The organism is Okibacterium sp. AC114 (genome assembly GCF_979253355.1).
Window position 1 is genome coordinate 1795039 of sequence record NZ_CEEDBR010000001.1, and the last position, 21688, is coordinate 1816726.

15 protein-coding genes are annotated in these 21688 nt (G+C 69.3%); 9 read left to right on the plus strand and 6 right to left on the minus strand.

Translation table 11 applies throughout. From position 1 onward, the window contains the following. Position 1: 1 nt before the first annotated feature. The 3 genes from pstC to ACZ6IE_RS08460 form a co-directional block, all read right to left on the minus strand. A complete protein-coding gene (gene pstC / locus ACZ6IE_RS08450) occupies positions 2–1126 on the minus strand; it encodes a phosphate ABC transporter permease subunit PstC (protein ID WP_464607562.1) in 1125 nt (374 codons plus the stop codon). Positions 1127–1268: 142 nt separating this feature from the next. Then, positions 1269–3236 (minus strand): serine/threonine protein kinase, encoded by a 1968-nt coding sequence (locus ACZ6IE_RS08455; protein ID WP_464607563.1) that lies wholly within the window; start codon positions 3234–3236, stop codon positions 1269–1271. Positions 3237–3238: 2 nt separating this feature from the next. Continuing rightward, on the minus strand, positions 3239–3793 hold the full coding sequence (locus ACZ6IE_RS08460; RefSeq protein ID WP_464607564.1) for a hypothetical protein: 555 nt from the start codon (positions 3791–3793) through the stop codon (positions 3239–3241). A 310-nt stretch (positions 3794–4103) separates the two neighbouring features. Here ACZ6IE_RS08460 and ACZ6IE_RS08465 point away from each other — a divergent pair, with 310 nt between their 5' ends. The 8 genes from ACZ6IE_RS08465 (at position 4104) to ACZ6IE_RS08500 (ending at position 13510) form a co-directional block, all read left to right on the plus strand. Beyond that, positions 4104–5120, plus strand: coding sequence for a carbohydrate ABC transporter permease (locus ACZ6IE_RS08465; protein WP_464607565.1), 1017 nt, complete (start codon positions 4104–4106; stop codon positions 5118–5120). After that, positions 5117–6103, plus strand: a complete 987-nt coding sequence (locus ACZ6IE_RS08470) for a carbohydrate ABC transporter permease (protein WP_464608614.1) — start codon at positions 5117–5119, stop codon at positions 6101–6103. The genes ACZ6IE_RS08465 and ACZ6IE_RS08470 overlap by 4 nt, the downstream gene beginning before the upstream one ends. Next, positions 6100–6633: a metallophosphoesterase family protein gene (locus ACZ6IE_RS08475; RefSeq protein ID WP_464607566.1), complete on the plus strand. Its 534-nt coding sequence runs from the start codon at positions 6100–6102 to the stop codon at positions 6631–6633. The genes ACZ6IE_RS08470 and ACZ6IE_RS08475 overlap by 4 nt, the downstream gene beginning before the upstream one ends. Positions 6634–6796: 163 nt before the next feature. Continuing rightward, positions 6797–8752, plus strand: coding sequence for a helix-turn-helix transcriptional regulator (locus tag ACZ6IE_RS08480; protein WP_464607567.1), 1956 nt, complete (start codon positions 6797–6799; stop codon positions 8750–8752). 153 nt (positions 8753–8905) lie between these two features. Beyond that, positions 8906–10576, plus strand: a complete 1671-nt coding sequence (locus ACZ6IE_RS08485) for a glycosyl hydrolase family 18 protein (protein WP_464607568.1) — start codon at positions 8906–8908, stop codon at positions 10574–10576. A 149-nt stretch (positions 10577–10725) separates the two neighbouring features. Next, a complete protein-coding gene (locus ACZ6IE_RS08490; RefSeq protein ID WP_464607569.1) occupies positions 10726–12015 on the plus strand; it encodes a DUF1254 domain-containing protein in 1290 nt (429 codons plus the stop codon). 13 nt (positions 12016–12028) lie between these two features. Next, entirely contained in the window at positions 12029–12700 is a 672-nt protein-coding gene (locus ACZ6IE_RS08495; RefSeq protein ID WP_464607570.1) for a GAP family protein, read from the plus strand. A 114-nt stretch (positions 12701–12814) separates the two neighbouring features. After that, positions 12815–13510, plus strand: a complete 696-nt coding sequence (locus ACZ6IE_RS08500) for a pyridoxine/pyridoxamine 5'-phosphate oxidase (RefSeq protein ID WP_464607571.1) — start codon at positions 12815–12817, stop codon at positions 13508–13510. A 181-nt stretch (positions 13511–13691) separates the two neighbouring features. Here the strand turns inward: ACZ6IE_RS08500 and ACZ6IE_RS08505 are convergent, their stop codons facing one another. After that, complete coding sequence (locus tag ACZ6IE_RS08505; protein WP_464607572.1) at positions 13692–15314, minus strand: MDR family MFS transporter; 1623 nt, start codon at positions 15312–15314, stop codon at positions 13692–13694. Between the two features lie 306 nt (positions 15315–15620). Here ACZ6IE_RS08505 and ACZ6IE_RS08510 point away from each other — a divergent pair, with 306 nt between their 5' ends. After that, positions 15621–17066 carry an MDR family MFS transporter gene (locus ACZ6IE_RS08510; protein WP_464607573.1) on the plus strand — a complete coding sequence of 482 codons (1446 nt, stop codon included), beginning with the start codon at positions 15621–15623 and terminating at the stop codon, positions 17064–17066. 242 nt (positions 17067–17308) lie between these two features. Here ACZ6IE_RS08510 and ACZ6IE_RS08515 read toward each other — a convergent pair whose 3' ends face one another. Both ACZ6IE_RS08515 and ACZ6IE_RS08520 read right to left on the minus strand, forming a co-directional pair. Continuing rightward, entirely contained in the window at positions 17309–20488 is a 3180-nt protein-coding gene (locus ACZ6IE_RS08515) for an AAA family ATPase (protein ID WP_464607574.1), read from the minus strand. Further along, entirely contained in the window at positions 20485–21636 is a 1152-nt protein-coding gene (locus tag ACZ6IE_RS08520; protein WP_464607575.1) for an exonuclease SbcCD subunit D, read from the minus strand. The genes ACZ6IE_RS08515 and ACZ6IE_RS08520 overlap by 4 nt, the downstream gene beginning before the upstream one ends. Positions 21637–21688 lie beyond the last annotated feature (52 nt).

Sequence of the window (21688 nt, forward strand, 5' to 3'; positions counted from 1 at the left end):
ATCAGCTCGTCTCTGCGCCGGAGCGCGACCGGGCGACGATCGACGACGCCGTGAAGTTGATGACGAGGGTGATGAGGAACAGCACGAGACCCGCGGCCATGAGCGCCGACAGTCCGAACTCGCTCGACTCGCCGTAGCGCAGGGCGATGAGGGCCGACACCGAGTTGGTGCCCGTCTTCAGCACCTCCCAGTTGATCGTGAACACCGGGGAGATGATCATGTACACCGCGATCGTTTCGCCGAGTGCGCGGCCGAGGCCGAGCATCGTGCCACCGATCATGCCGCCCCGCCCGAATGGCAGAACGACGGCCTTGATCATCCCCCAGCGGGTGGAACCGAGCGCGAATGCACCTTCGCGCTCCCCCGGCGGTGCCTGCGAGAAAGCTTCGCGCATCACCGACGTCTGGGTGGGCACCACCATGAACGCCACCACGATGCCGGCGATGAACGCCGAACCCGTGAACGCGGCCGGTTCGGTGAGGGTGTTGCCCGACGCGTCATCCACGCGGAAGATCGGGATGAACGCGAGGTAGGTCGAGATCCACTGCGAGACCGGGATGATCGCGGCCTGCAGGAAGAAGGCGCCCCACAAGCCGAAGACGACGCTCGGCACGGCGGCCATGAGGTCGACCATCGTGACGAGGAACTGGCGCACCTTGGGCGGCACGATCTCGGAGATCAGCAGGGCGGTTCCGAGCGCGAGCGGCACCGAGATGACCATGGCGACGAGCGCGATGGAGAACGTGCCGAACAGGATGGCCGCCATGCCGAACTTCTGCGTCTCGGGCGACCAGGCCTGCTCGACGAGGAACGACGGGCCCGCCACGCGCAGGGCGTCGCCGGCGCGTACGGCCAGGAAGAGGCCCACGAGCAGCATGATGCCGACGGTCGTGGCGCCGGCCGAATAGCCGACGATGCGGAGGGCCTGGTCGGGGCCGGAGAGGGCCGTGGCGAGGGAGCGGCGGCCGGAAGCCTTACCGGGCTCGCCGGACGGCGTGCCGGTCGCAGCTGGTCGAGCCGCAGCATCCGAGGCGGGCTTCTCGTTCGCGCCGGCCACCAGCACGTCGGTGCGGGCGTCGGCCAACAGCACCTCTTCGATGGTGGCGAAGTCGTCGTCTCGTTTCATGAGCACTTTCGGTGGGGGGTGTTCGGTGTTCCGGCATCGCGCCGCAAGCACACGATCCGGTCGTTCGGTGAACGGCGGGCATCGACAAGGTGAAGGAGCCATTGCCCCGAGACGAGGAACAGGCGCGCGAGGCCCGGAAACATCAGCCTCGTCCCCCGCTTTGGGGTGGTGCTTGGGCGCCGGATGTCGGGGCCGTCGTGGCGGGCGGGTTCGCCGGTTTCGGGTTGCCCGGGTTGCCCGGGTTGGCCGGCGTCGTCGGCGTGGTGCCGGGCTGCGTTCCGGTCTGCGGAGCGCTGTGCCCGACGACCAGGCTGACGACCGACCCGGTGGCCTGGCGAGACCCCTCGCCCGGCGACGCCTCGAGCACGATGTCGGCCTGCGACGGCGAGGTCACGGCGCGGCTGTCGAGGCGCACCGCGAAACCCGCGGCCTGCACGGCCTGGACGGCCGCCTGCGAGGTGAGACCCGTGACGGGCGGGACGGCGTTCGACCCGGAGGCCACGACGAGGTCGATGGCTGTTCCCTCTGGCACGGCGGCACCCGCCGGCGATCCGGTGGACAGCACGGCATCGGCGGCGAGCGGCGAATCCTGACGCGAGATGGCACCGGGCAGCAGCCCGGCCGCCGTCAGCAGACGTTCGGCGGCGGCTAGCGAGACACCGGCGAGTTCGGGCACGGTCGCCGTGGCTGCGGGCGCCGGGGCGGGCACATCGGATGGCAGGGGCGCGGGCGTCGAGGCCGTCGGCGCGGGCGCGGGGGCTGCCGTGGCGCTCGGGGCCGGTGACTCCCCGGCCTCGGAGGACGACGGCGCGCCCGTGGCCGCGCCCACCCAGATAGCCGTGACGGTGGCGAGCACCACGAGCCCGGCCACCCAGGGCCAGAGCAGGCGGCCCGAATCGTCCGGTTCGGCGGCGGCGGTCGTCGCGTCGAGGGGACGGACGGGCGTTCGGAAGGCGGCGGTCGAGGCTGCGTTGGAGGCGGTCGCCGCGGTCGGCGCACCGGGAAGGCCGCGAGTCGTGCCGAGCACGGTCGTCGCGGCGGCCGCACCCGCCGCAGCAGCAGCGCCGCCCAGCCCGGGGACGGCACCCGGCAGACGTTTCGTCACCGAGGCATCCGCGGCGCCGGTAGTGCCAGCGGCGCCCGCCACGCCAGCCGCGCCAGCCGCCGCCCAGCCGCGCCGCACCCGGATGCGCTCGAGCGCCTCGGCGAACGCCGTCGCACTCTGCCACCGGTCGTCGGGGTGTTTGGCGAGGCCGCGCACGACGACACGGTCGACCTCGCCGGGGATGCGGCTGTTCTCGGCCGATGGCACGGGCGGGAGCGCCTCGCGGTGGGCGGCCATGGTGCGTTCGGGGGTGGGTCTGACGTAGGGGGCGTGTCCGACGAGGGCGAAGAAGAGCACGGCCGACAGTTGGTAGACGTCGCCGCGCTGGTCGACGGGGGCGGCGATGGACTGTTCGGGCGAGACGTAGTCGGCGTTGCCGAGAACGCCGTGCGGGGCATCCGGGTCGGCCGTGGAGCGCAGAACGTCGCTGCCCGTCGAGGGCTTCCCGGGGGTGTCGGCGAGGCCGAAGTCGATGAGGCTCACGTCGAGGGTGCCGTCGGGGCGTCGGTGGACGAGAACGTTGGCGGGTGAGATGTCGCGGTGCACGAGCCCGGTGGCGTGCACGGCGGCGGTGGCGCGGGCGAGGTCGGCGGCGAGCGCCACGGCGTCGGGCACGGTGAGGGGGCCGCCGTCGGTCACGGTTTCGGCGAGCGAGCGTCCCTCCCGGAACGGGAAGGCGATCCACGCGCGCTCCTCGTCGTCGGAGCGGTGCACCCCCGTTGCGATGGCGGACACCACTCCCGGGTGGGCGAGTCCCTCTGTCGCACGGGCTTCGGCGAAGAACGCCTCCCGCAGCGCTTCGTCGGCCGAGAGGTGCGGGTGCAGCACCTTGATGGCCACACGGGCTGTGGCGTCGGGGGCGGCCTCGCCAGGTTGGGCCTCGCCAGGTTGGGCCTCGTCAGGTTCGGCCTCGTCAGGTTGAGCCTCGTCGGTCGCGGCATACACGGATGCCGACCCACCCGTTCCGAGCAACTCGCCCAGTTTCCACCGCCCCGACAGCAGCACGGTCAGGCCGATCCGACGAGTGTGGCGGCGGACCCGGGTGAGCGGGCGATGGCTGCCGTCGCGATGAGCAGCACGGCCGCGGCCGCGGATTCGCTGTTGGCGGCCGCTCCCCCGTACCACCGGCCGCAGGTCAGGACGACGATGCCGCGGTGCGCGGCCACCCATCCGCGCATGCCGGGGCGCGGTCCGAGCACGAGCGAGACGTCGAGTTCGTCGGCGGTGTTCTGCAGCTGCACGGCGTGACGCTCGGCGTCGGCGATGGTGCGGTACAGGTGGGCGCTGCGGGCGAGCTCCCGATTGTTGGGGGCGAGGAGGCGCCAGACGACGGCGGGTTCGGCGAGCGCTCTGGCGTCCTTCGCCCGGGCGTCGGCGTGCGTTCGGGCGCCGGGTTGCGACATCCCCGCGGGTGCCGTGGCGAAGGAGGCGGGGGTGTTGCCCGAACGTTGCGCCCGAGCATCCACGCCGTCGAGTTCGGCTTGGAACCTGGACCAGGCGGCCAGCATGGGGTCGGTGCGTGCGGCGAACGAGGTGAACACGATGCGAGCGCCTGGCGCCATGACTCCCCCGGGGCGAGTGGGTACGAACGAGAATCCGGGCGTCGGGCGCGCGGTGGATGACCGGCCGGAGCGGCTGCGCTTCGGCCCGTGTTCGCACTCTCGGGCTCACAGGTTGCGCATAGACATCCGAAAGGTGAAGGCGACGTGTCCGGGATATGAGCGGTCGTGCGGCCGTGTCACCCGTTCGGGAGCAACAGTGTAGAACGACTTCTCGTGAGAAGCACTCCCTTGTTCCGGAGGAGAAGCGCTTCTACATTCGTTGAATCGGCACTGGCGCCTGAGCGCCGCCACAGCACACCCAGGAGAACCCATGACGGTCGTCACACCGAAGACCAGCCCGACAGGAAAAGAACCCGACGGCCCGGACAGTGAGAAAACCTCACAGAGCCCCGGTCGCCGCGCGGGCAAGAAACCGAAACCGCATCGCGATCGCTTCAACCGCCGCGAAGCCATCTCGGGCTACCTGTTCATCGCCCCCTGGGTGATCGGCTTCCTCATCTTCACGGTCGGCGCTATGGCCTACAGCCTGGTCATCTCGTTCAGTCGCTACAACCTGGCGGCCAACACCTCGACGCCCGTCGGGTTCGCCAACTACGAGGCGCTGTTCACCGACCCCAAGGTGGGCGTCTCGCTCGCCAACACCCTCTTCTACGCCGTCATGGCCGTGCCGCTCGAAATCGCCTTCGCGCTCGTGCTCGCCCTGCTGCTCGACAAGGTCGGCCGCGGTGCCGGGTTCTTCCGCACCCTCTACTACCTGCCCAAGATGACGCCCACCGTGGCGACGGCCGCCGTGTTCCTCCTCCTGCTGAACGGCAACACGGGCGCCATCAACCAGTTCCTCGGCATCTTCGGCATCGAGGGCCCGCAGTGGCTCATCGACCCCGCCTGGGTGAAACCGTCCATCGTCATCATGACGCTGTGGGGCGTTGCCGGAACCATGGTCATCTTCCTCGCGGCGCTCAAGAACGTGCCGCGCGAACTCTATGAGGTGGCCTCACTCGACGGCGCCGGCCCCATCCGCACGTTCTTCCGCATCACGGTGCCCATGATCTCGGGCGCCATCTTCTTCAACGTCATCGTGCTGACGATCGCCGCCTTCCAGGTCTTCGACCAGGCGTATCTGCTCTTCTGGCGCGACCAGTCGAGTTCGTCACCCGAATCGTCGCTCTTCTACGCCGTCTACCTCTTCCAGCAGGCGTTCCGTCAATTCAACTTCGGTTTCGCGGCCGCCATGGCCTGGCTGCTGTTCGTCATCATCCTGCTCATCACGCTCGTGCAGGTGAAATTCGGCAACCGATTCGTCTACTACGAGGGAGATGACCGCTGATGAGCGTCACCCAGTCCAGCCCGGATGCCGCGAAGCTCGCCGCCGGTGCGCTCGCCGATCCCGCCATCGCCCAGAACGCGGCGCCCGAGTCATCCCGAAACGGCCGTCGCCGCCGCCTGACCGGCCCCCGCCGGAGCGGACCGCAGACCCTCGTCGGTCGCCTGCTGCTCGGCGCCGTGCTCGTCGTCTTCGCGCTGCTGTTCCTCTACCCGTTCGTGTGGCTCCTGGCCGCGAGCCTCAAACCGCGCGGCGAGGTGTTCGACAACGCGCTGATCCCCAAAACCCTCACGTTCGACAACTACGCCGAGGTGTGGAACCAGCTGCCGCTGCTCAACTGGCTCGGCAACTCGCTCATCATCGCGCTGCTCGCCGCCGGCCTCGTCGCCATCTCGAGTTCGGCCGTGGCGTTCGGTTTCGCGTACTTCCGGTTCCCGGGCCGCAGCCTGCTCTTCGGCCTGGTGCTCGCCACCATGATGCTGCCGGGCGCCGTCACCATGATTCCCCAGTACCTGATCTGGAAGGAGCTGGGCCTCATCGGCACGTGGGTGCCGCTCTTCGGCATGAACCTCTTCGGGTCGGCGTTCTACATCTTCCTGCAGCGGCAGTTCTACTTGGGGCTCCCCCGCGAACTGTTCGAGGCCGCCCGGCTCGACGGGGCGTCGAACTGGCAGTTGTTCACCAAGATCGCCATGCCCCTCAGCATCCCGTCGTTCATCATCGTGTTCATCTTCGAGTTCCAGGCGTCGTGGAACAACTTGCAGGCGGCGCTCATCTACCTGAACGCCGGGTCGGTCGAACAGTTCACGGCACCCCTCGGCCTCGCCTACGCCATGACCAAGTACTCGCCCACGAACGGCGGCCAGGGCGACTACCAATACGTCATGGTCGCGGCCCTGCTCATCACCCTGCCGATGCTCATCATCTTCTCGTTCGGGCAGCGCTACTTCGTCGAGGGCATCGCGACGCAGGGCCGCAAGGGATGACGCGCCACAGCCTCCTGATCATCAGCGACACGCATATCCCGGCCCGGGCCCCGCGGTTGCCGCGCGCCGTCGTCGAAGCCATCGCCCGGGTCGACCTCGTCGTGCACGCGGGCGATTGGGTCGATGTCGCGACCCTCGACGTGCTCGAACGCCTCTCGCCACGCTTCGTCGGGGTGTATGGCAACAACGACCACGGCGAGCTGCGCGAACGGCTGCCCGAGGTGGCGCGTTTCGAGCTCGACGGGCTGCGATTCGCCGTCATCCACGAGACGGGTGCGGCAACCGGGCGTGAGAAGCGAGCGGATGTCGCGTTCCCCGATGTGGATGTGCTCATCTTCGGTCATAGCCACATCCCCTGGGACTCGGTGACACCGCGTGGCATGCGACTGCTGAACCCCGGGTCACCCACCGATCGTCGGCGGCAGCCCCGGTGCACCCTCATGGTCGCGACCGTCGAGGACGGGGTGCTCACCGATGTCGAGGTGCGCACCGTCGAGCGGGATTTCAGCGCCGAGGTTCCCGCGCTCTGAGTGCCGACGCCGTTGCCGTCGGCGTGCGTGCTCGTCACGCCCACGGGGCCGGATGTTTCGGTTGCAACACGCTTCCCCCAAATGGGTGACACGGGTTTGTAAGGATGGGTAACATACCGGGAACGGTGGCGGGCACCGGGTTCACGACACGATCGGGGCTCAGATGGCGAGTGACGCCGAAACGGCCTGGGTGCAGGCCTCTGTGGTGCAGGCGCTGAACGGCGGGGTGGCTACCGACACCACGGCAGTCTGGTCGCTACTCACACCCGCTCAACGCGCCGGCCACGCGCCCCTCCCCGATCCCCTGCCCGCTGCGCAGTCCCTGATCGATCGCCTGGCACCGCGCCTGGCCGACCTCCCGGCCGTGCACCGCCGAGCCCTCCTCATCGCGAGCGTGTCGATCTCGGACCGCACGGAAGTGCTCGCGGCGGCCAGCGGGCTGACGCCCGACGGCCTCTTCGACGGAACGCTCGACGGTCTCGTCTCCTTCGTCTCCCGCCGCTACCGCCTGGGCGATCCCCGCGTGCGGATCGTCGCCCATGCGACGGCAACCGTCGCCGAACGCACCGACGCCCACGCTCGACTCGCAGCGGCCCTCGCCGAATCCTCCCCGCACGAAGCCGCCTGGCATCGCTCCCTCGCCGCCCTCGACGGGCTGCCCGACGTCGTCCCCCGCCTTCTCGGCCTCAGCCGCCAGGCGCTCCACCGCGGCGACAGCGTCTTCGCCTACCGCGTCGCGCGCGAGGCCGCCAGCCAATCCGAACCCGGGCGCCTGCGCACCCTCGCGCAATTGCGGGCCGGGCTCTCGGCGCTGCACTCGGGTCATGCCCGCGAGGCACGCGAATGGCTGGGCGCCGTCCTGCGGTCGGGCGACGTGGTGCTCGAGGCATCCGCGCTCGCCGCCTTCGTCTTCTCGGTGGGAGCCGCCGACGGGCACGTGCCGCACGCCGACCTCGACCGCCTCGAAGCCCGCTGGAGCGCCGAAACGAGTCGAGGGCTCACACCGGCATACGGTCGCGGCATCGTGCTCGGCCTCGCCACGGCCGCCGCCCTGCACGCCGAACGGGACGACGCGGCGTCTGCCCGGGCATTCGGCGAGCGCGCCCGCAAGCTGACCCGGCAGATGGGCTCGACGGATGCGGCGAGCGCCGGCCCGGCGAACGACATCGTCTCGGGCGTCTGGGTGTGGTTGGCGGCGTGCGGTGTGGCCGGTTCGGGCGCTGCGGGAAGCGCGGAGGCGGGTTGGGCCGAGGCGGGTTGGCCAGACGCGAAGTGGACCGTGGCCCCGGCGAGGTCGTCAGATCCGACGGTCGCGGCGGGCCTCTCGCTGGTCGACGCGTTCTCCGCGCTCTCGAGGCGCGGGGCTGCCGGCGCCCGGGATGCCGCGCACGCGCTCGCCGACAGCATCCTGTCTCTGGCACCGCTCGACCGGGAAGCGGCGCGGGACGGCGGAACCCGCGGCAGTGCCACCCCGCTCGTCGAAGCACACCTGCGGGTGGCCCACTGGATCGTCGAGCAAGCCGGCATCGAGAGCACCCCCCATGCGGCAGTGTCGGACGCGCCGCCGCGGCGGGGGCCGGTTTTCGATCCGGGTGACCCCCTGCTCTCCCGTCTGCCCCTGCACCTGCCCTTCGGCGGAACCTTCGTGCGCCAGTTCGACGCTTCTGTCCCGAGGGAGCGCGCGGGCGACGACGCAACACCGAGCATTCTTCATCTTCCCCGGCGTCTGGGTCTGGCAGACCGGCCGGGGCCGACGCCCGAACAGCCGACGCGGTTCGACGACACGTCGCCACACGGATCCCGCGACGGCGGCCGGCCGGTCGCCGGCGCTCATACGCTCGACGAAGCCGGCGAGACGGCGCATCCTCTCGCCACCGTGCAGCGCCTCTTCCCCGACGACGAGCCCGCCTGGCTCGCCGCCCTCACGGCTCGCGAAGCAGAAGTGGCCCGGCTCGTCGTCGGCGGCGCCAGCAACCGCGAGATCGCCGGGCGCATGCACCTCTCGGTGCGCACGGTCGAGGTGCATCTGGGCCGCGTCTTCCAGAAACTGAATGTGCACTCACGCACGCAGCTCAGTTTGCTCGTGCACCGGGGCGGCTACGTAGAAACCCGTAGCTGAGGCATCCGCTCGATCACGGGCTCCGACGAGTATGCGGGAATCCCTCATGTGCCCGGCACCGGCCCCCACCTATCGTCATCACAACCCGGGCGGATGCACGGCCGAACCCCAGTGCATCCACCCCTCATCCCGCAACCTGAAAAGGGTTTACCGATGACACCTCGACGTTCCACCCTGAAACGCGTGCTCGGGGCGGTGGGGGCTCTCGCCTCCGGCCTCCTCGTCACCTCGACGCTGTTCGCGCTTCCGGCACCGCCCGCCGCCGAAGCCGCCACCACGAACGGCACCATCAACGGATACCGCAACGTCGGCTATTTCGCCCAGTGGGGCGTCTACGGCCGCGACTTCAAGCTCAAGGCCCTGCAAGACTCGGGCGCCGCGGGCAACCTCACGGCCATCAACTACTCGTTCGGCAACATCGACAACAACAACCTGACCTGCTTCATGGCCAACAAGGCGCAGGGCACGGGGCCGAACGGTTCGGATGGTGCGGGCGACGCCTACGCCGACTACGGGATGGGGTACACCGCCCAGAACTCGGTCGCCGGCGTGGCCGACACGTGGGACCAGCCGCTCGCCGGATCGTTCAATCAGCTCAAGCAGCTGAAGGCCAAGAACCCCGGGCTGAAGCCCATCATCTCGCTCGGCGGGTGGACCTGGTCGAAGAACTTCTCGCGGGCGGCCGCCACCCAGGCGTCCAGACAGAAGCTCGTCTCCTCGTGCATCGACCTCTACATCAAGGGCAACCTGCCGCTCATCGACGGGCGCGGAGGGCCGGGTGCCGCCGCCGGCGTGTTCGACGGCATCGACATCGACTGGGAGTGGCCCGGCACCTACAGCGGCCTCGAAGGCAACGGCGTCGACACCGTCAACGATGCCAACAACTTCCGTCTGCTGCTGAAAGAATTCCGCACCCAGCTGGATGCCTATGGCTCGACGACCGGCAAACACTACACGTTGAGCGCATTCCTGCCCGCGAACCCGGCCGACATCGCGGCGGGCGGATGGAACAACCCCGAGAACTTCACCTACCTCGACTACGGCAACATCCAGGGGTATGACCTCTGGGGCGCGTGGGACCCGACGCTCACCGGGCACCAGGGCAACCTGTACGACGACCCCGCCGACACCCGACCGGCCGCGCAGCGTTTCAGCGTGGACAAGGCCGTCAAGGCATACACGTCGAAAGGCATCAAACCGGCCCAGCTGGGTCTCGGTCTCGCCACCTACGGCCGCGGCTGGCAGGGCGTCCCCTCGGGCAAACCCTGGAGCCCCGCGACCGGTGCGGCACCCGGAACCTACGAGGCCGGCAACGAAGACTACGACAAGCTGAAGAACCTCGGCACCGACCACTACGACGCCACCATCGGCGCCGCCTGGCGGTCCGACGGCAACCAGTGGTGGAGCTACGACAACCCGCAGACCGTGAAGCTCAAGGCCGACTACATCGTGAAGAACAAACTGGGCGGCGGCATGTGGTGGGAGCTGTCCGGCAACCGCGACGGCACCCTCATCCAGACCCTCACGACGGCGCTCCGGCAGGCTACCGCCGGGCCGGTCGGAGGAACGACGCCGACGACTCCCCCGGTAACGCCGACACCAACACCGACACCCACCCCGACGACACCTCCGACCACGAACCCGACGCCCACGCCGACGCCCACCCCGACGACGCCACCCGCGACAGACGCCTGGGATGCGACGAAGGTCTACGTCGCCGGCAACCGCGTCACCTACAAGGGTGTGCGCTATGAGGCGAAGTGGTGGACGCAGAACAACATCCCCGGCACCGAGGAATGGGGGCCGTGGAAGGTGATCGGCTAGACCGATAAAGAGCTGACTCACCGTGATGCCGCCCGACACGCCGTCGGGCGGCATCACGTTCTCGCGTTCGGGGAGCGCAGCGCCGGGGGTCTGGGCGCGAGAAGCAAATTTGCACTATCGCGGCGCGGCCGAAGTCGAGATACTGAGGCATGCCTACCGCTGACACCGCTCTCAGGGACATCGCCGCCGACGCCTACACCTTCGGCTACGCGATGGTCGAAAATTACCGCACGCTCTACGAACAGGCCGTCGATCTCGCAGACCCCCGGTCGGTCGGCGGTTTCGATACCTTCCGGCACTACTCCGAGCCCTTCACCCCCGCGAACACCGACATCGTCACGCCGAACAACGACACGCCGTATTCGTGGGGCTGGTTCGACCTGCGCGCCGAGCCCCGGGTGATCACGGTGCCCGCCATCGACCGGTTCTACATCCTGCCGTTCCACGACCTTTACACGATCTACTCCGGCTACGTCAGCGCTGCGACGACCGGCACCGCGGCCGGGCGCTATCTCCTCGCGGGCCCGTCGTGGTCGGGCGATCTGCCCGACGGCTTCGACGGCATCATCCACGCCTCGACCGATTTCGTCGGATGCCTCGGGCGCACGGCCTTCGACGGGGACCTCGACGAGCTCCGCCGCATCCAGCACTCCTACGACGTCGTCCCGTGGCACGTCTACGCCGGCACCGAGGCGCCCGTCGTCGCTCCCGTCTCGTGGCCCGTCTGGAACGAAGAGTCCGCGGCCGGGCTCGGCTTCTACGACTACCTCGACGCACTCCTGGCCTTCGCGCCCGTCCTCGACGAAGACCGCGAGATCCGCGAGCGGCTCGCCTCGGCCGGGCTCGATGGCTCCGGCCGGTTCCGCACCGCCGAGCTCGACGACGACGCACGCGAGGCGTTCACGCACGGACTCGCCGACGGCAAGAAACACCTCGACGAGCTCGCCGCGAGCGCCAGCTCGTCGACCGGTCTCTTCGGCACCCGTGAAGAGATGGCCGCACACTACGATCACCGCAACATCGGCGCGAAGAAGGGGCTCTACGGGCTCCCCCCGGCCATCGCCTGGTACGGCGGGTGGCTCGTCGACGCAGAGGGGCACCGCATCACCGGGGCCACCGACTACACCATCACGTTCACACCCGAGACCCTGCCCGACGCGAAGTTCTTCTGGTCCGCCACCCTCTACACGCTGCCCGAGCGGCTGCTGAGCGCCAACGAACTCGATCGCTACTCGATCGGCGACCGCAGCCCGGGACTCGTCTACGGCGACGACGAGTCGCTGACGCTCTACGTGCAGCACCGGCGCCCGGCCGAGGACGTCGTCGCGAACTGGTTGCCGTCACCCGAGGGGCCGTTCACGGTCATCATCCGCGCTTACGGCGGCGGCCCCGACATCGTCGCGGGCGCCTACCGCATCCCCGCCATCCAGCCGGCCTGATCAGGAGAAGACCATGGGTTCCGTCATCGGAGACATCCTCCCCCTCGCCCTCGGCATCGCGATCAGCCCCGTGCCGATCATCGCCGCCATCCTCATGCTGCTGTCGCCGCGCGCGCGCTCCACGGGCGTCGGCTTCCTGGTCGGGTGGGTGCTCGGCGTGGTCATCGCCGTCATCGCGTTCACGCTGCTCTCCTCGCTGCTGCCCGAGAGCGACGACGACGCCTCGAAGCCCATCGCGGGCACGATCAAGATCATCCTGGGGCTCCTGCTGCTGCTCCTGGCCGTCAAGCAGTGGCGGTCCCGCCCGACGGGGGACGGCGAACCGCCCCTGCCGAAGTGGATGTCCGCGATCGACTCGATGACCGCGTCTCGGGGTCTGCTGCTCGGGTTCGCGCTGTCCGCGCTCAACCCGAAGAACCTGCTGATGAGCGTCGGAGCCGGTGTGACCATCGGCGGCGCCGCTCTGGGGGGCGGCGAGTCGACCGTCGCCATCGTCGTCTTCGTCGTGATCGCGGCGTCGACCGTGGCCGTTCCCGTCATCGGCTACCTGGCCGCCTCCAGCCGCATGACCGGGCCGCTCGAGAAGCTGCGTGTGTGGCTCGTGCACAACAACTCGACCGTCATGGCCGTGCTGCTGCTCGTCATCGCCGTGGTCATGGTGGGCAAGGGCATCTCCTCGTTCTAGGCCGTCTCACGCAGTTGTCGGGGCCGCGTCATGTCGTCGACGGCCCCGACGGCCGCGTGAGGAGGCTGTGTCGAGCCCTGCCGTTCGGCGACCCGGGTGTGGCAGGGTGAAGGGATGACGAAGACTCCGGGCAGCCCCGACATCCGATCGATCCTCGGCCGCGTCACCGTCTTCGGCGCGACACCGCCCGACTTCGACCCCGATGCGGCCCCGGCCGATCCGCTCGAGCTGTTCGCCGAGTGGCTGGCGGATGCCGTCGACGCCGATGTCGCCGACCCCAACGCCATGACGCTGTCGACGGTCGATGCCGACGGCGCCCCCGATGCGCGCGTCCTGATCCTGCGCGATGCCACACCCGAAGGATGGTCGTTCGGAACGAGTTCGACGAGCCCCAAGGGTCGGCAGCTGGCTGCGGCAGGCGCGGCAGCGCTGACGTTCTACTGGCCCGCCCGTGGACGACAGGTGCGCGTGCGGGGCCGGGTCATCGAGGGGTCGGCCGAGGAGAACGCCGAGAGCTTCCTGTCGCGCGGCACGGGCGGCCGCGCCGAATCGTTCCTCGGGCGCCAGAGCGACGTGATCGACGACCCCGACGAGCCGCGTCGCGCCCTCGACGAGGTGCGCCAACGCATTGACGAAGACCCCGACCTGGTCTCGCCCACGTGGACGATCTACAAGGTCGTGCCCGAGACCATCGAATTCTGGCAGGCGGCCCGCGACCGCTCGCATCTGCGGCTGCGTTACCGCGCCGCGGGCGACGCGACCGGCGCAATCGGTGCGCCTGCGTTCCACACGGAGCGGCTCTGGCCCTAAAGCGCTCTGGCCCTCAGCGATTGCGGCCCTGAGCGGATTGCGGCCCTGAGCGAATTGCGGCCCTGAGCGTTTCTGAACCGAGGCGCCTCAGGCTGGCGTGTCTAGCCTGAACCCTCGTCAGTGCAACGAAAAAGGGGCCACCGCCGTTTCCGGCGATGACCCCCTCTTCGTGACTGGTCGCTTAGTGCATGACCGGCTTGTCGTCACCGATCACGTCGGCGGGTTTGCGCACGAAGAACGCGGCGGCGACGGCGAAGAGCGAAATGATCGCGCCCGTCAGGAACGCGGCCCGCGCTCCCCCGGCACCGGCGACGACCTCCGATGCTCCGGCGGTCGACAGCGCGATGGTCTGCGCCGTCATCATGCCGATGAAGAGCACCGTTCCGGCGCCACCGGCCAGCTGCTGCACCGTGCCGACGATCGCGCTGGCGTGCGAGTACAGCTGCGGGCGCACCGAGCCGAGCGCCGACGTGAGCAGCGGCGTGAAGAGGAACGCGAGTCCGATGCTGAGCGCGATGTGGGCGCTCAGGATGAGGAAGAACGGCGTGCTTTCGGTGGCCATGCTGAGGCCCCAGAACACGAGGCTCACGAGCGCCGAAGCCGGCACGATGAGCGGTGTGGGGCCGAACTTGTCGTAGAGACGGCCGACGAACGGGCTCGCGATACCCATGACGAGACCGCCGGGCAGGAGCAGCAGGCCCGTCTCGAGCGGCTCGAGCTGCAGAACGCTCTGCAGGTAGATGGGCAGCACGATGATGCTGCCGAACATCGCCATCATGCTGACGGCCATCAGGATGATCGAGATGGTGAAGTTCTTCGAGCGGAACGTGCGCAGGTCGAGCAGCGCGTCGTCTTTCTTCTGCAACGCGATCTGGCGCCAGACGAAGAGACCGAGCGCGACGATACCGACGGCGAGCGGCAGCCACGACGGCATGGCGCTGGCTGCGCCACCCTCTGCGGCCTCGGCGTTGGCACCCTCACCGAGGGCGTTGAGGCCGTAGACGAGTCCGCCGAACGCGAAGGCCGACAGGACGACGGAGAGCACGTCGAGGGGCATCTTGCGCGGGGTGGTCACGTTCTTGATGAGCAACGAACCGATGATGAGCGCGGCGACGGCGATGGGCAGCACGATGATGAACATCCACCGCCAGCTGAGCGTGTTGAGGATGATGCCCGAGATGGTGGGACCGACGGCGGGGGCCACCGAGATGACGATCGAGATGTTGCCCATCATGCGGCCGCGCGAGGCGGGCGGCACGATGGTCATGACGGTGGTCATGAGCAGCGGCATCATGATGGCCGTGCCCGTGGCCTGCACGATGCGGCCGGCGAGCAGGATCTCGAAGCCGGGGGCCATGGCGGCGATGAGCGTGCCGATGCTGAAGAGCGTCATGGCGGCGATGAACACGGGCCGCGTGTTGAAGCGCTGCAGCAGGAACCCGGTGATCGGGATGACGACGGCCATCGTGAGCATGAACCCTGTCGTCAGCCACTGGCCCGTCGAGACGGGGATGCCCAGGTCGCGGTCGAGCGTCGGCAACGCCACGCCCATGATGGTCTCGTTCAGGATGACGACGAAGGCCGACACGATGAGCACACCGATGACGACGCGGTTGCGCGCCTGTGTGGCGGCGTCGTCGGTGTTCGAGGAGCCCGATGCCGTGGCGCGGGCGGGGCCGGCGTCGGTGGGCCCGGCGGGGGCCGGTGCCGAACCGGCCTGTACGGCGGTGAGGTCTGAGGGACGGGAGGCGGGGCCGTTTTCGGGCGTCGCGCCGCTCTCGGATGAGAGTGTGCGTTCGGTCATGTGTGTTTTCCTGTCAACGGCGTGTCACAAAGTGTTCACGGTGAGGTGTGGGCCGCGTCACGCGGCTCGGGAAGCCGGCGTGGGCGCAGCTTCGCGGAGAATCGAACGTCGTTCCGCCGCCTGGGGCAGCGGGACACCGGTCAGGGATGGTCAACGTTCTCTCCAGTGTGCTCTATTCCGCCGACATCCGGATTAACTTCTCGTGACGGTGCGCCGAGCGCACGGGTTTTCCCCGAACGGGAATGAACTACATGCCCCGGCATGTTGCGAGAAAGATTGTCGCCGGTCCACTACCCGAGGAGTTTCATGACGCACACCGTTGATCGTTCGGGCGTGGGCTTCCGGTCTGAGCGCGGCCCCATCCTCATCGCCCTCATGCTGAGCACGGGTCTCGTCGCGATCGATTCGACCATCCTCGCGACCGCGGTGCCGTCCATTGTGGGCGACCTCGGTGGTTTCGCCCTCTTCCCCTGGCTGTTCTCGATCTACCTCCTGGCTCAGGCGGTCAGCGTGCCGCTCTATGCGAAGCTCGCCGACACGGTGGGCCGCAAACCCCTCATCCTCATCGGCGTCGGGCTTTTCCTGCTCGGCTCGATCCTGTGCGGTTTCGCCTGGAGCATGCCGGCCCTCATCGCGTTCCGCGCCGTGCAGGGCCTCGGCGCCGGGGCCGTGCAGCCCATGGCCATCACCATCGCGGGCGACATCTACACGGTCGCCGAACGCGCCAAGACGCAGGGCTACCTCGCCAGCGTGTGGGCCATCTCGTCGGTCGTGGGCCCCACGCTCGGCGGCGTCTTCAGCGAGTTCGTGTCGTGGCGCTGGATCTTCTTCGTCAATGTGCCGCTGTGCCTCATCGCCGGGTGGATGCTGTGGCGTCACTTCCACGAGAACATCGAACGTCGTCGTCACCGCGTCGACTACGCCGGCGCCGTGCTCTTGACGTTCGGCCTCAGCGCCGTGATCCTCGCGGTGCTCGAGGGCGGTCAGGCGTGGGCGTGGAACTCGCCGCAGAGTCTCGCCGCCTTCGGCCTCGGTGCCGTGCTGCTCGTGGCCTTCGTGCTGGTCGAGCGTCGCGCGGCCGAGCCGATCCTGCCCCTCTGGGTGTTTTCGCGCCGCCTCCTGCTCACGACCACGTTCGTGTCGCTCGGGGTGGGCGCCATCCTCATCGGCCTGACCTCCTATGTGCCCACCTATCTCGAGGGTTCGATCGGTGTCTCGCCTCTGGTCTCGGGTCTCGCGCTCGCCGCTTTGACGATCGGATGGCCCATCTCGGCGTCGCTGTCTGGTCGCCTGTATCTCCGCATCGGGTTCCGTCGCACGGTTCTCATCGGCATGGTCTTCGCCGTCGCCGGGGCGGCGGTCCTGGTGGCATGTGCGGGCGTACCGAACCTGATCGTCACGGCGATCGGATGCTTCGTGGTCGGTCTGGGCCTCGGACTCGTCGCGACGCCGTCGTTGATCGCCGCGCAGTCGAGCGTGCCGTGGAACGAGCGTGGCGTGGTGACGGGGACGAACATGTTCGCCCGCTCGATCGGCAGCGCGGTGGGTGTGGCGATCTTCGGGGCCATCGCGAACGCCATCTTCGCGGCCACGCCGAACGGCGATAACGTGCCGTCGGTCGTCGAGTCGGCGTCGGGTGCCGTGTTCGTCGCGGTTCTCGTCTGCGCCGTGGCCACCGTCGTGGCGGGTGTGTTGATGCCGCGGGCGCGTGTGGAGGATATCGAGCACATTCCGGCGGGCGATCCAGCTTAGGGGCGCGTTTGCGCGTATTCTTGGCGGGACGAGCCTTTCTGGCTCCGCTACGGAGAGGTCCACCATGGCCGACAAGTCCCCCAAGAAGTCCGCCGGCAAAACAGCCGCCGCAAAGACTCTGAAAGAGAAGCGCACCGAGAAGAAGTCGAAGGCGGCGTCGAAGAGCAAGTCCGACTAAGACTCTTTCGCATTTTTCGAGAACCGCAGGGGCCCCGGCCCCTGCGGTTCTGTCGTTTCCGGGGTCAGGCCCCGGCTGTCTTGCGTTCAGCGGCTGCGGTGCCGCCCGCGCTGTCGAACGGGCTGACGACGGCATCCTGTCGCACGGTGCTCGCGCCTGTTGGCCCGGACGTGATGCGCAGGCGCGAGGGGATCTGTTCTTTCATGGCGTCGACGTGGGAGATGAGGCCGACGGTGCGCCCGCCCGTGCGCAGGCTGTCGAGGGTGGACAGCGTGATGTCGAGCGTTTCACGGTCGAGCGAGCCGAACCCTTCGTCGACGAAGAGCGTTTCGAGCGTGATACCGCCGGCACGACTGGTCACGATCTCGGCGAGTCCGAGCGCGAGCGCGAGTGAGGCGAGGAACGTTTCGCCGCCCGACAGCGACGCCGTGGCCCGGGCGCGCCCCGTGTATTCGTCGCGGATGGCGAGCCCGAGCCCGGACGATGCGCCTCGATAGGCGCGGGAGTCGTCGTGTTCCAGCCGGAACCGCCCGCTCGTCATGGTGTGCAGCCGCGCGTTGGCGGCGGCGATGATCTCTTCGAGTTCGGCGGCCAGCACATAGGCCTCGAGGTGCATGCGTTTGTCGTTCGGCTCCTTGCCTTCGACGGCGTTGGCCAGGCCCCTGATGGTGGTGTAGGCGGCGAGCTGCTGGCCCCCGGTGCGCAGCGTCGCGTCGGCCTCGGCGACGATGGCGTCGAGCGTGCGCTGCCGTTCCCGCACGGCGGCGTGCACATCGGATGCGCGAGCCACACGGCCACGTGCCCGCTCGCGTTCCTCGCTGACGACCCCCACATCGACCGGTTCGTCGGGCAACCCCTGCAGCTCGGCTTCGGCGAGGGTCGCTTCGGCGGCAGCCAGGCCGGCGTCGTGCTGGCGAACCGTTGCCGCGTGCGCCGCCTGCTCCCCCGGTTCGAGGTGCGCGACGCGTAGCTCGTCGAGGGAGGAGAAGTCGCTGTCGGCGAGGGCCCGTGCCACGGCGGCGCGGGCCTGTTCGAGCGCCTGTTCTGCGGCCTCCGCGGTTTCGGCGGCCGTGAGGAAGCGTGCGGCGACCGACACGGTCCGCCGGATGCTCGAGGCGCGCTCGGCGACGGTGTCGAAGCTGTCGCGCTGGCTGGCGACGCGGTGTCGTGCGTCGGCCAGTCGGCTCTGCAGGCCGGCCCGGGTATCGGCGACGACCGCGCGCTCGAGGTGCACTTGTTCGGACGCCGCCGTCGCCTCGGTGTGCTCGGTGTCGAGGCGTTCGCTCTCTCGGTCGAGTTTCGCCGCCTCGGCCCGGGCCGCTTCGGCCGCCTCGAGTGCTTCGGTCTGGCCGTCGAGCTCCCGGCTCAGTTCGTCGGGCGTGCGCCCCGCTGACACGATCTTCAGCGCCGCGACCTCGTCATCGGCGGCCCGACGGCGGTCGGCGGCCTTCTTCGAAGCCTGGTCGGCGCGTTCGACACGCGCCCGGCCCTCTTCGAGCGCCTCGTCGGTGACCGCTTCGCCGTCGGCGACGGCGGGCTGCGGGTGTTCCCGCGACCCGCAGACCGCGCACGGTTCACCCGGTTCGAGCTCGGCGGCGAGATGCGCGGCGTCGCCGTTCAGGCGGCGCGAGAACAATTCGCTCAGGTCTTGTGCGGCACGCGCATGCTCGGACACCGCGTCCGCTTCGGCGCGCAGGGCTTCGGCGGCGGTCAGCTCGGCGCGTTCGCCGGAGCGCGCGGCCTCGAGTTTGCGCGCCAGGTCATCGACGCGCGCCGCCAGATCGTCCCGCCGCGCGGCCGTGAGACGCGCCGCATCGCGTTGGGCGCGCAGATCGTTCTGTATTTCGGGCAGCACGTCGAGCCGCGCACGCAACTCGGCGGCGCGGGCGTCGATGCCGTGCAGACGCTCGTCGGCGGCCGCGAGTTCAGCGGCCAGCGTCACGGACCGTTCCTCGTCGCGCAACGCCTCGGACATCTCCCCCAGCGTGCGGTTGAATGCGTCGACGAGCCCGGCCACGCGTTCTGCCGTGGGCACGTCGGCTACGCCATCGACGTTCAGCGCCTCGGCACTACCGACGTCTGCGAGCAGGGCGTCGGCGGCGTCGGTCAGCCGGGCCTGCGCCCGCGAGACATCTGCATCGGCGGTGTCGACGCCGTCGAGAAGGGACCACAGGGCGTGCGCCCGCTCATGTGCCGCCAGCCGCGCCCGGAGCGTGGCGATGTCGGCCGCCTGTTCGCCGAGCCGTTCGAGCGTCGCCGCAGCATCGGCTCGTCGAGCCTGTCGCCGGGCGAGGTCTCGCGCCCCGGAGACGCGACCCTCAGCCTCGTCCAACTCCTCTGTCGCCCGGTCGAGGGCCGAACGGGCAGACGCGACTCGCGGCGCGATGGACCGGGCGACCCGGTCGAACCACTCGCGGTCGGGCTCGGCCGGCGCGGAGAGTGGCACATCGACCGAGTCACTCACCTCGCCTGTGCTCTCGATCTCGCCCGTGCTCTCGATCTCGCCCGTGCTCTCGATCTCGCCCGCGCCACCATCCTGGCCCGCGCCATCACCCTCGAGCGTGGCCGTGGCCGTGGCCGTGGCGACGGCCCGGTCGGCGAGCCTGCGCAGAGTGTCACCGAGGGCCTCGACCTCGCCCTTCATCGCCGTGCGGCGGTCGGCGAGGTTCTGTTCGAGGTCGCCGAAGCGGCGCGTGCCGAAGAGACTGCGCAACACCTGCAGGCGGTCGTCGTTCTTCGCCAGCAGAAACTCTTGGAAGCGGTTCTGCGCCAGCAGGATGACCTGCAGGAACTGATCTTTGTTCAGGCCGACGATGCGGTCGATCTCGGGGAACACGTCGACCGGCCGGGCTGCGATGCCCCGCCACTCGTCGGCCTCGAGCCGCTCCAGCACGGCCGTCTGCTTCTGAGTGGTGAGCCCGCCGCCACGCTTGGCGGGGCGCACGTATTCGGGTGTGCGCGTCACTCGGTAACGCTCGCCGTGCACCGAGAACTCGAGCGTGACGAACGAGGGATCCTCGGGCGCGCAATAGTCGCTGCGCAGCCGCGTCTGGCTCGGGCCGCCGTCGAAACGCGGCACCGCGTTGTAGAGCGCGAAACAGATGGCGTCGAGGATGGTCGATTTGCCCGCACCCGTCTTACCCGAGATGAGGTAGATGCCGTCGTCTTCGAGCGCGTCGAAGTCGATGTGCTGCTCGGCCTTGTAGGGCCCGATGCCGGCAAACGTGAGCGCGTTGATCTTCACGAGGCCACCCCGTCTGCGTCGAGCTCGCCGAGCGCATCGAGCACGAGGTCTCGCTCGGCGTCGCTCAGCGCCTGACCGTTGCGCACGTGCCCCAGAAAACCGTCGACGATGTCGAGGTCGCTCTTCTGGGCGATGCGGGCCGCGTAGCTCTCGGTCGATGCGGGCGCGGTCGTCGCCGGCCGATGTTCGAGCGTGGCGCACCAGGCGAAACGAGCGCGCAGGCGAGCCATGGCATCGAGCGGCCGCACATCGTCGGTCAGAATGGCCGACACCCAGTCCTCCTCGGCCGACGAGAACCGGTCGAGCGTCAGAAGTTCGTCGATCGTGCCCGTCAGCACCGACAGGCGGCGCGGGATCGGGAGGTCGACCCACCGCGCCCCCACGAAGCCGTCGTCGTCGAGGTCGACGATCCAGACGCCCCGCGGCTTGCCCGCCTCGGAGAACGAGTAGTGCAGAGGCGCTCCCGAATAGCGGATGCGTTCGGCCAGCACCGCCCGGCCGTGGATGTGCCCGAGCGCCACGTAGTCGGGCCCGTCGAAAACGTCGAGCGACACGATGTCGAGCCCGCCGGCCGTGATGTCCCTCTCGACATCGGATGCCTCGTCTGGCGCCCCGACCGCGCCCACGAAGCTGTGGGAGACCACGACGTATCGGCCGCCGCGCTCTGCAGCATCGTCGCGGATGCGCTGCATGACGCGCGCCAGGACGTCGTTGTGCCGACGCAGCGTCTCACCGGGAAACAGGTGGCGCACGAGCGACGGCTCGAGATAGGGGATGCCGTAGATGCGCACGCCGTCGACCGTGACGGGCTCGAGAATGCGCTCGGGATCGGTGAGCACGTGGATGCCGGCGAGCCGCGCGAAGCTGGCCTGAAATCCGAGCCGCGCCGCCGAGTCGTGATTGCCGCTCGTTGCCACCACGACGGCACCTGCCTCGCGCAGGGCCGTGAGCGCGGCCGTGAGCACGCGGAAATGCTCGCCAGACGGCATGGCCGAATCGAAGATGTCGCCGGCGACGATGACCACGTCGACCCGTTCGTCGCACACGACCTGGGCGAGCGACTGCAGCACCTCGTGCAGCGCATCAACGGTGGCATGGCCGTGGAACGTGCGGCCGATGTGCCAGTCGGAGGTGTGCAAGATGCGCATGCGTCGAGCCTACTGAGCACCCCCGACATCCTGAGCGTGGCGTGACCCGGCC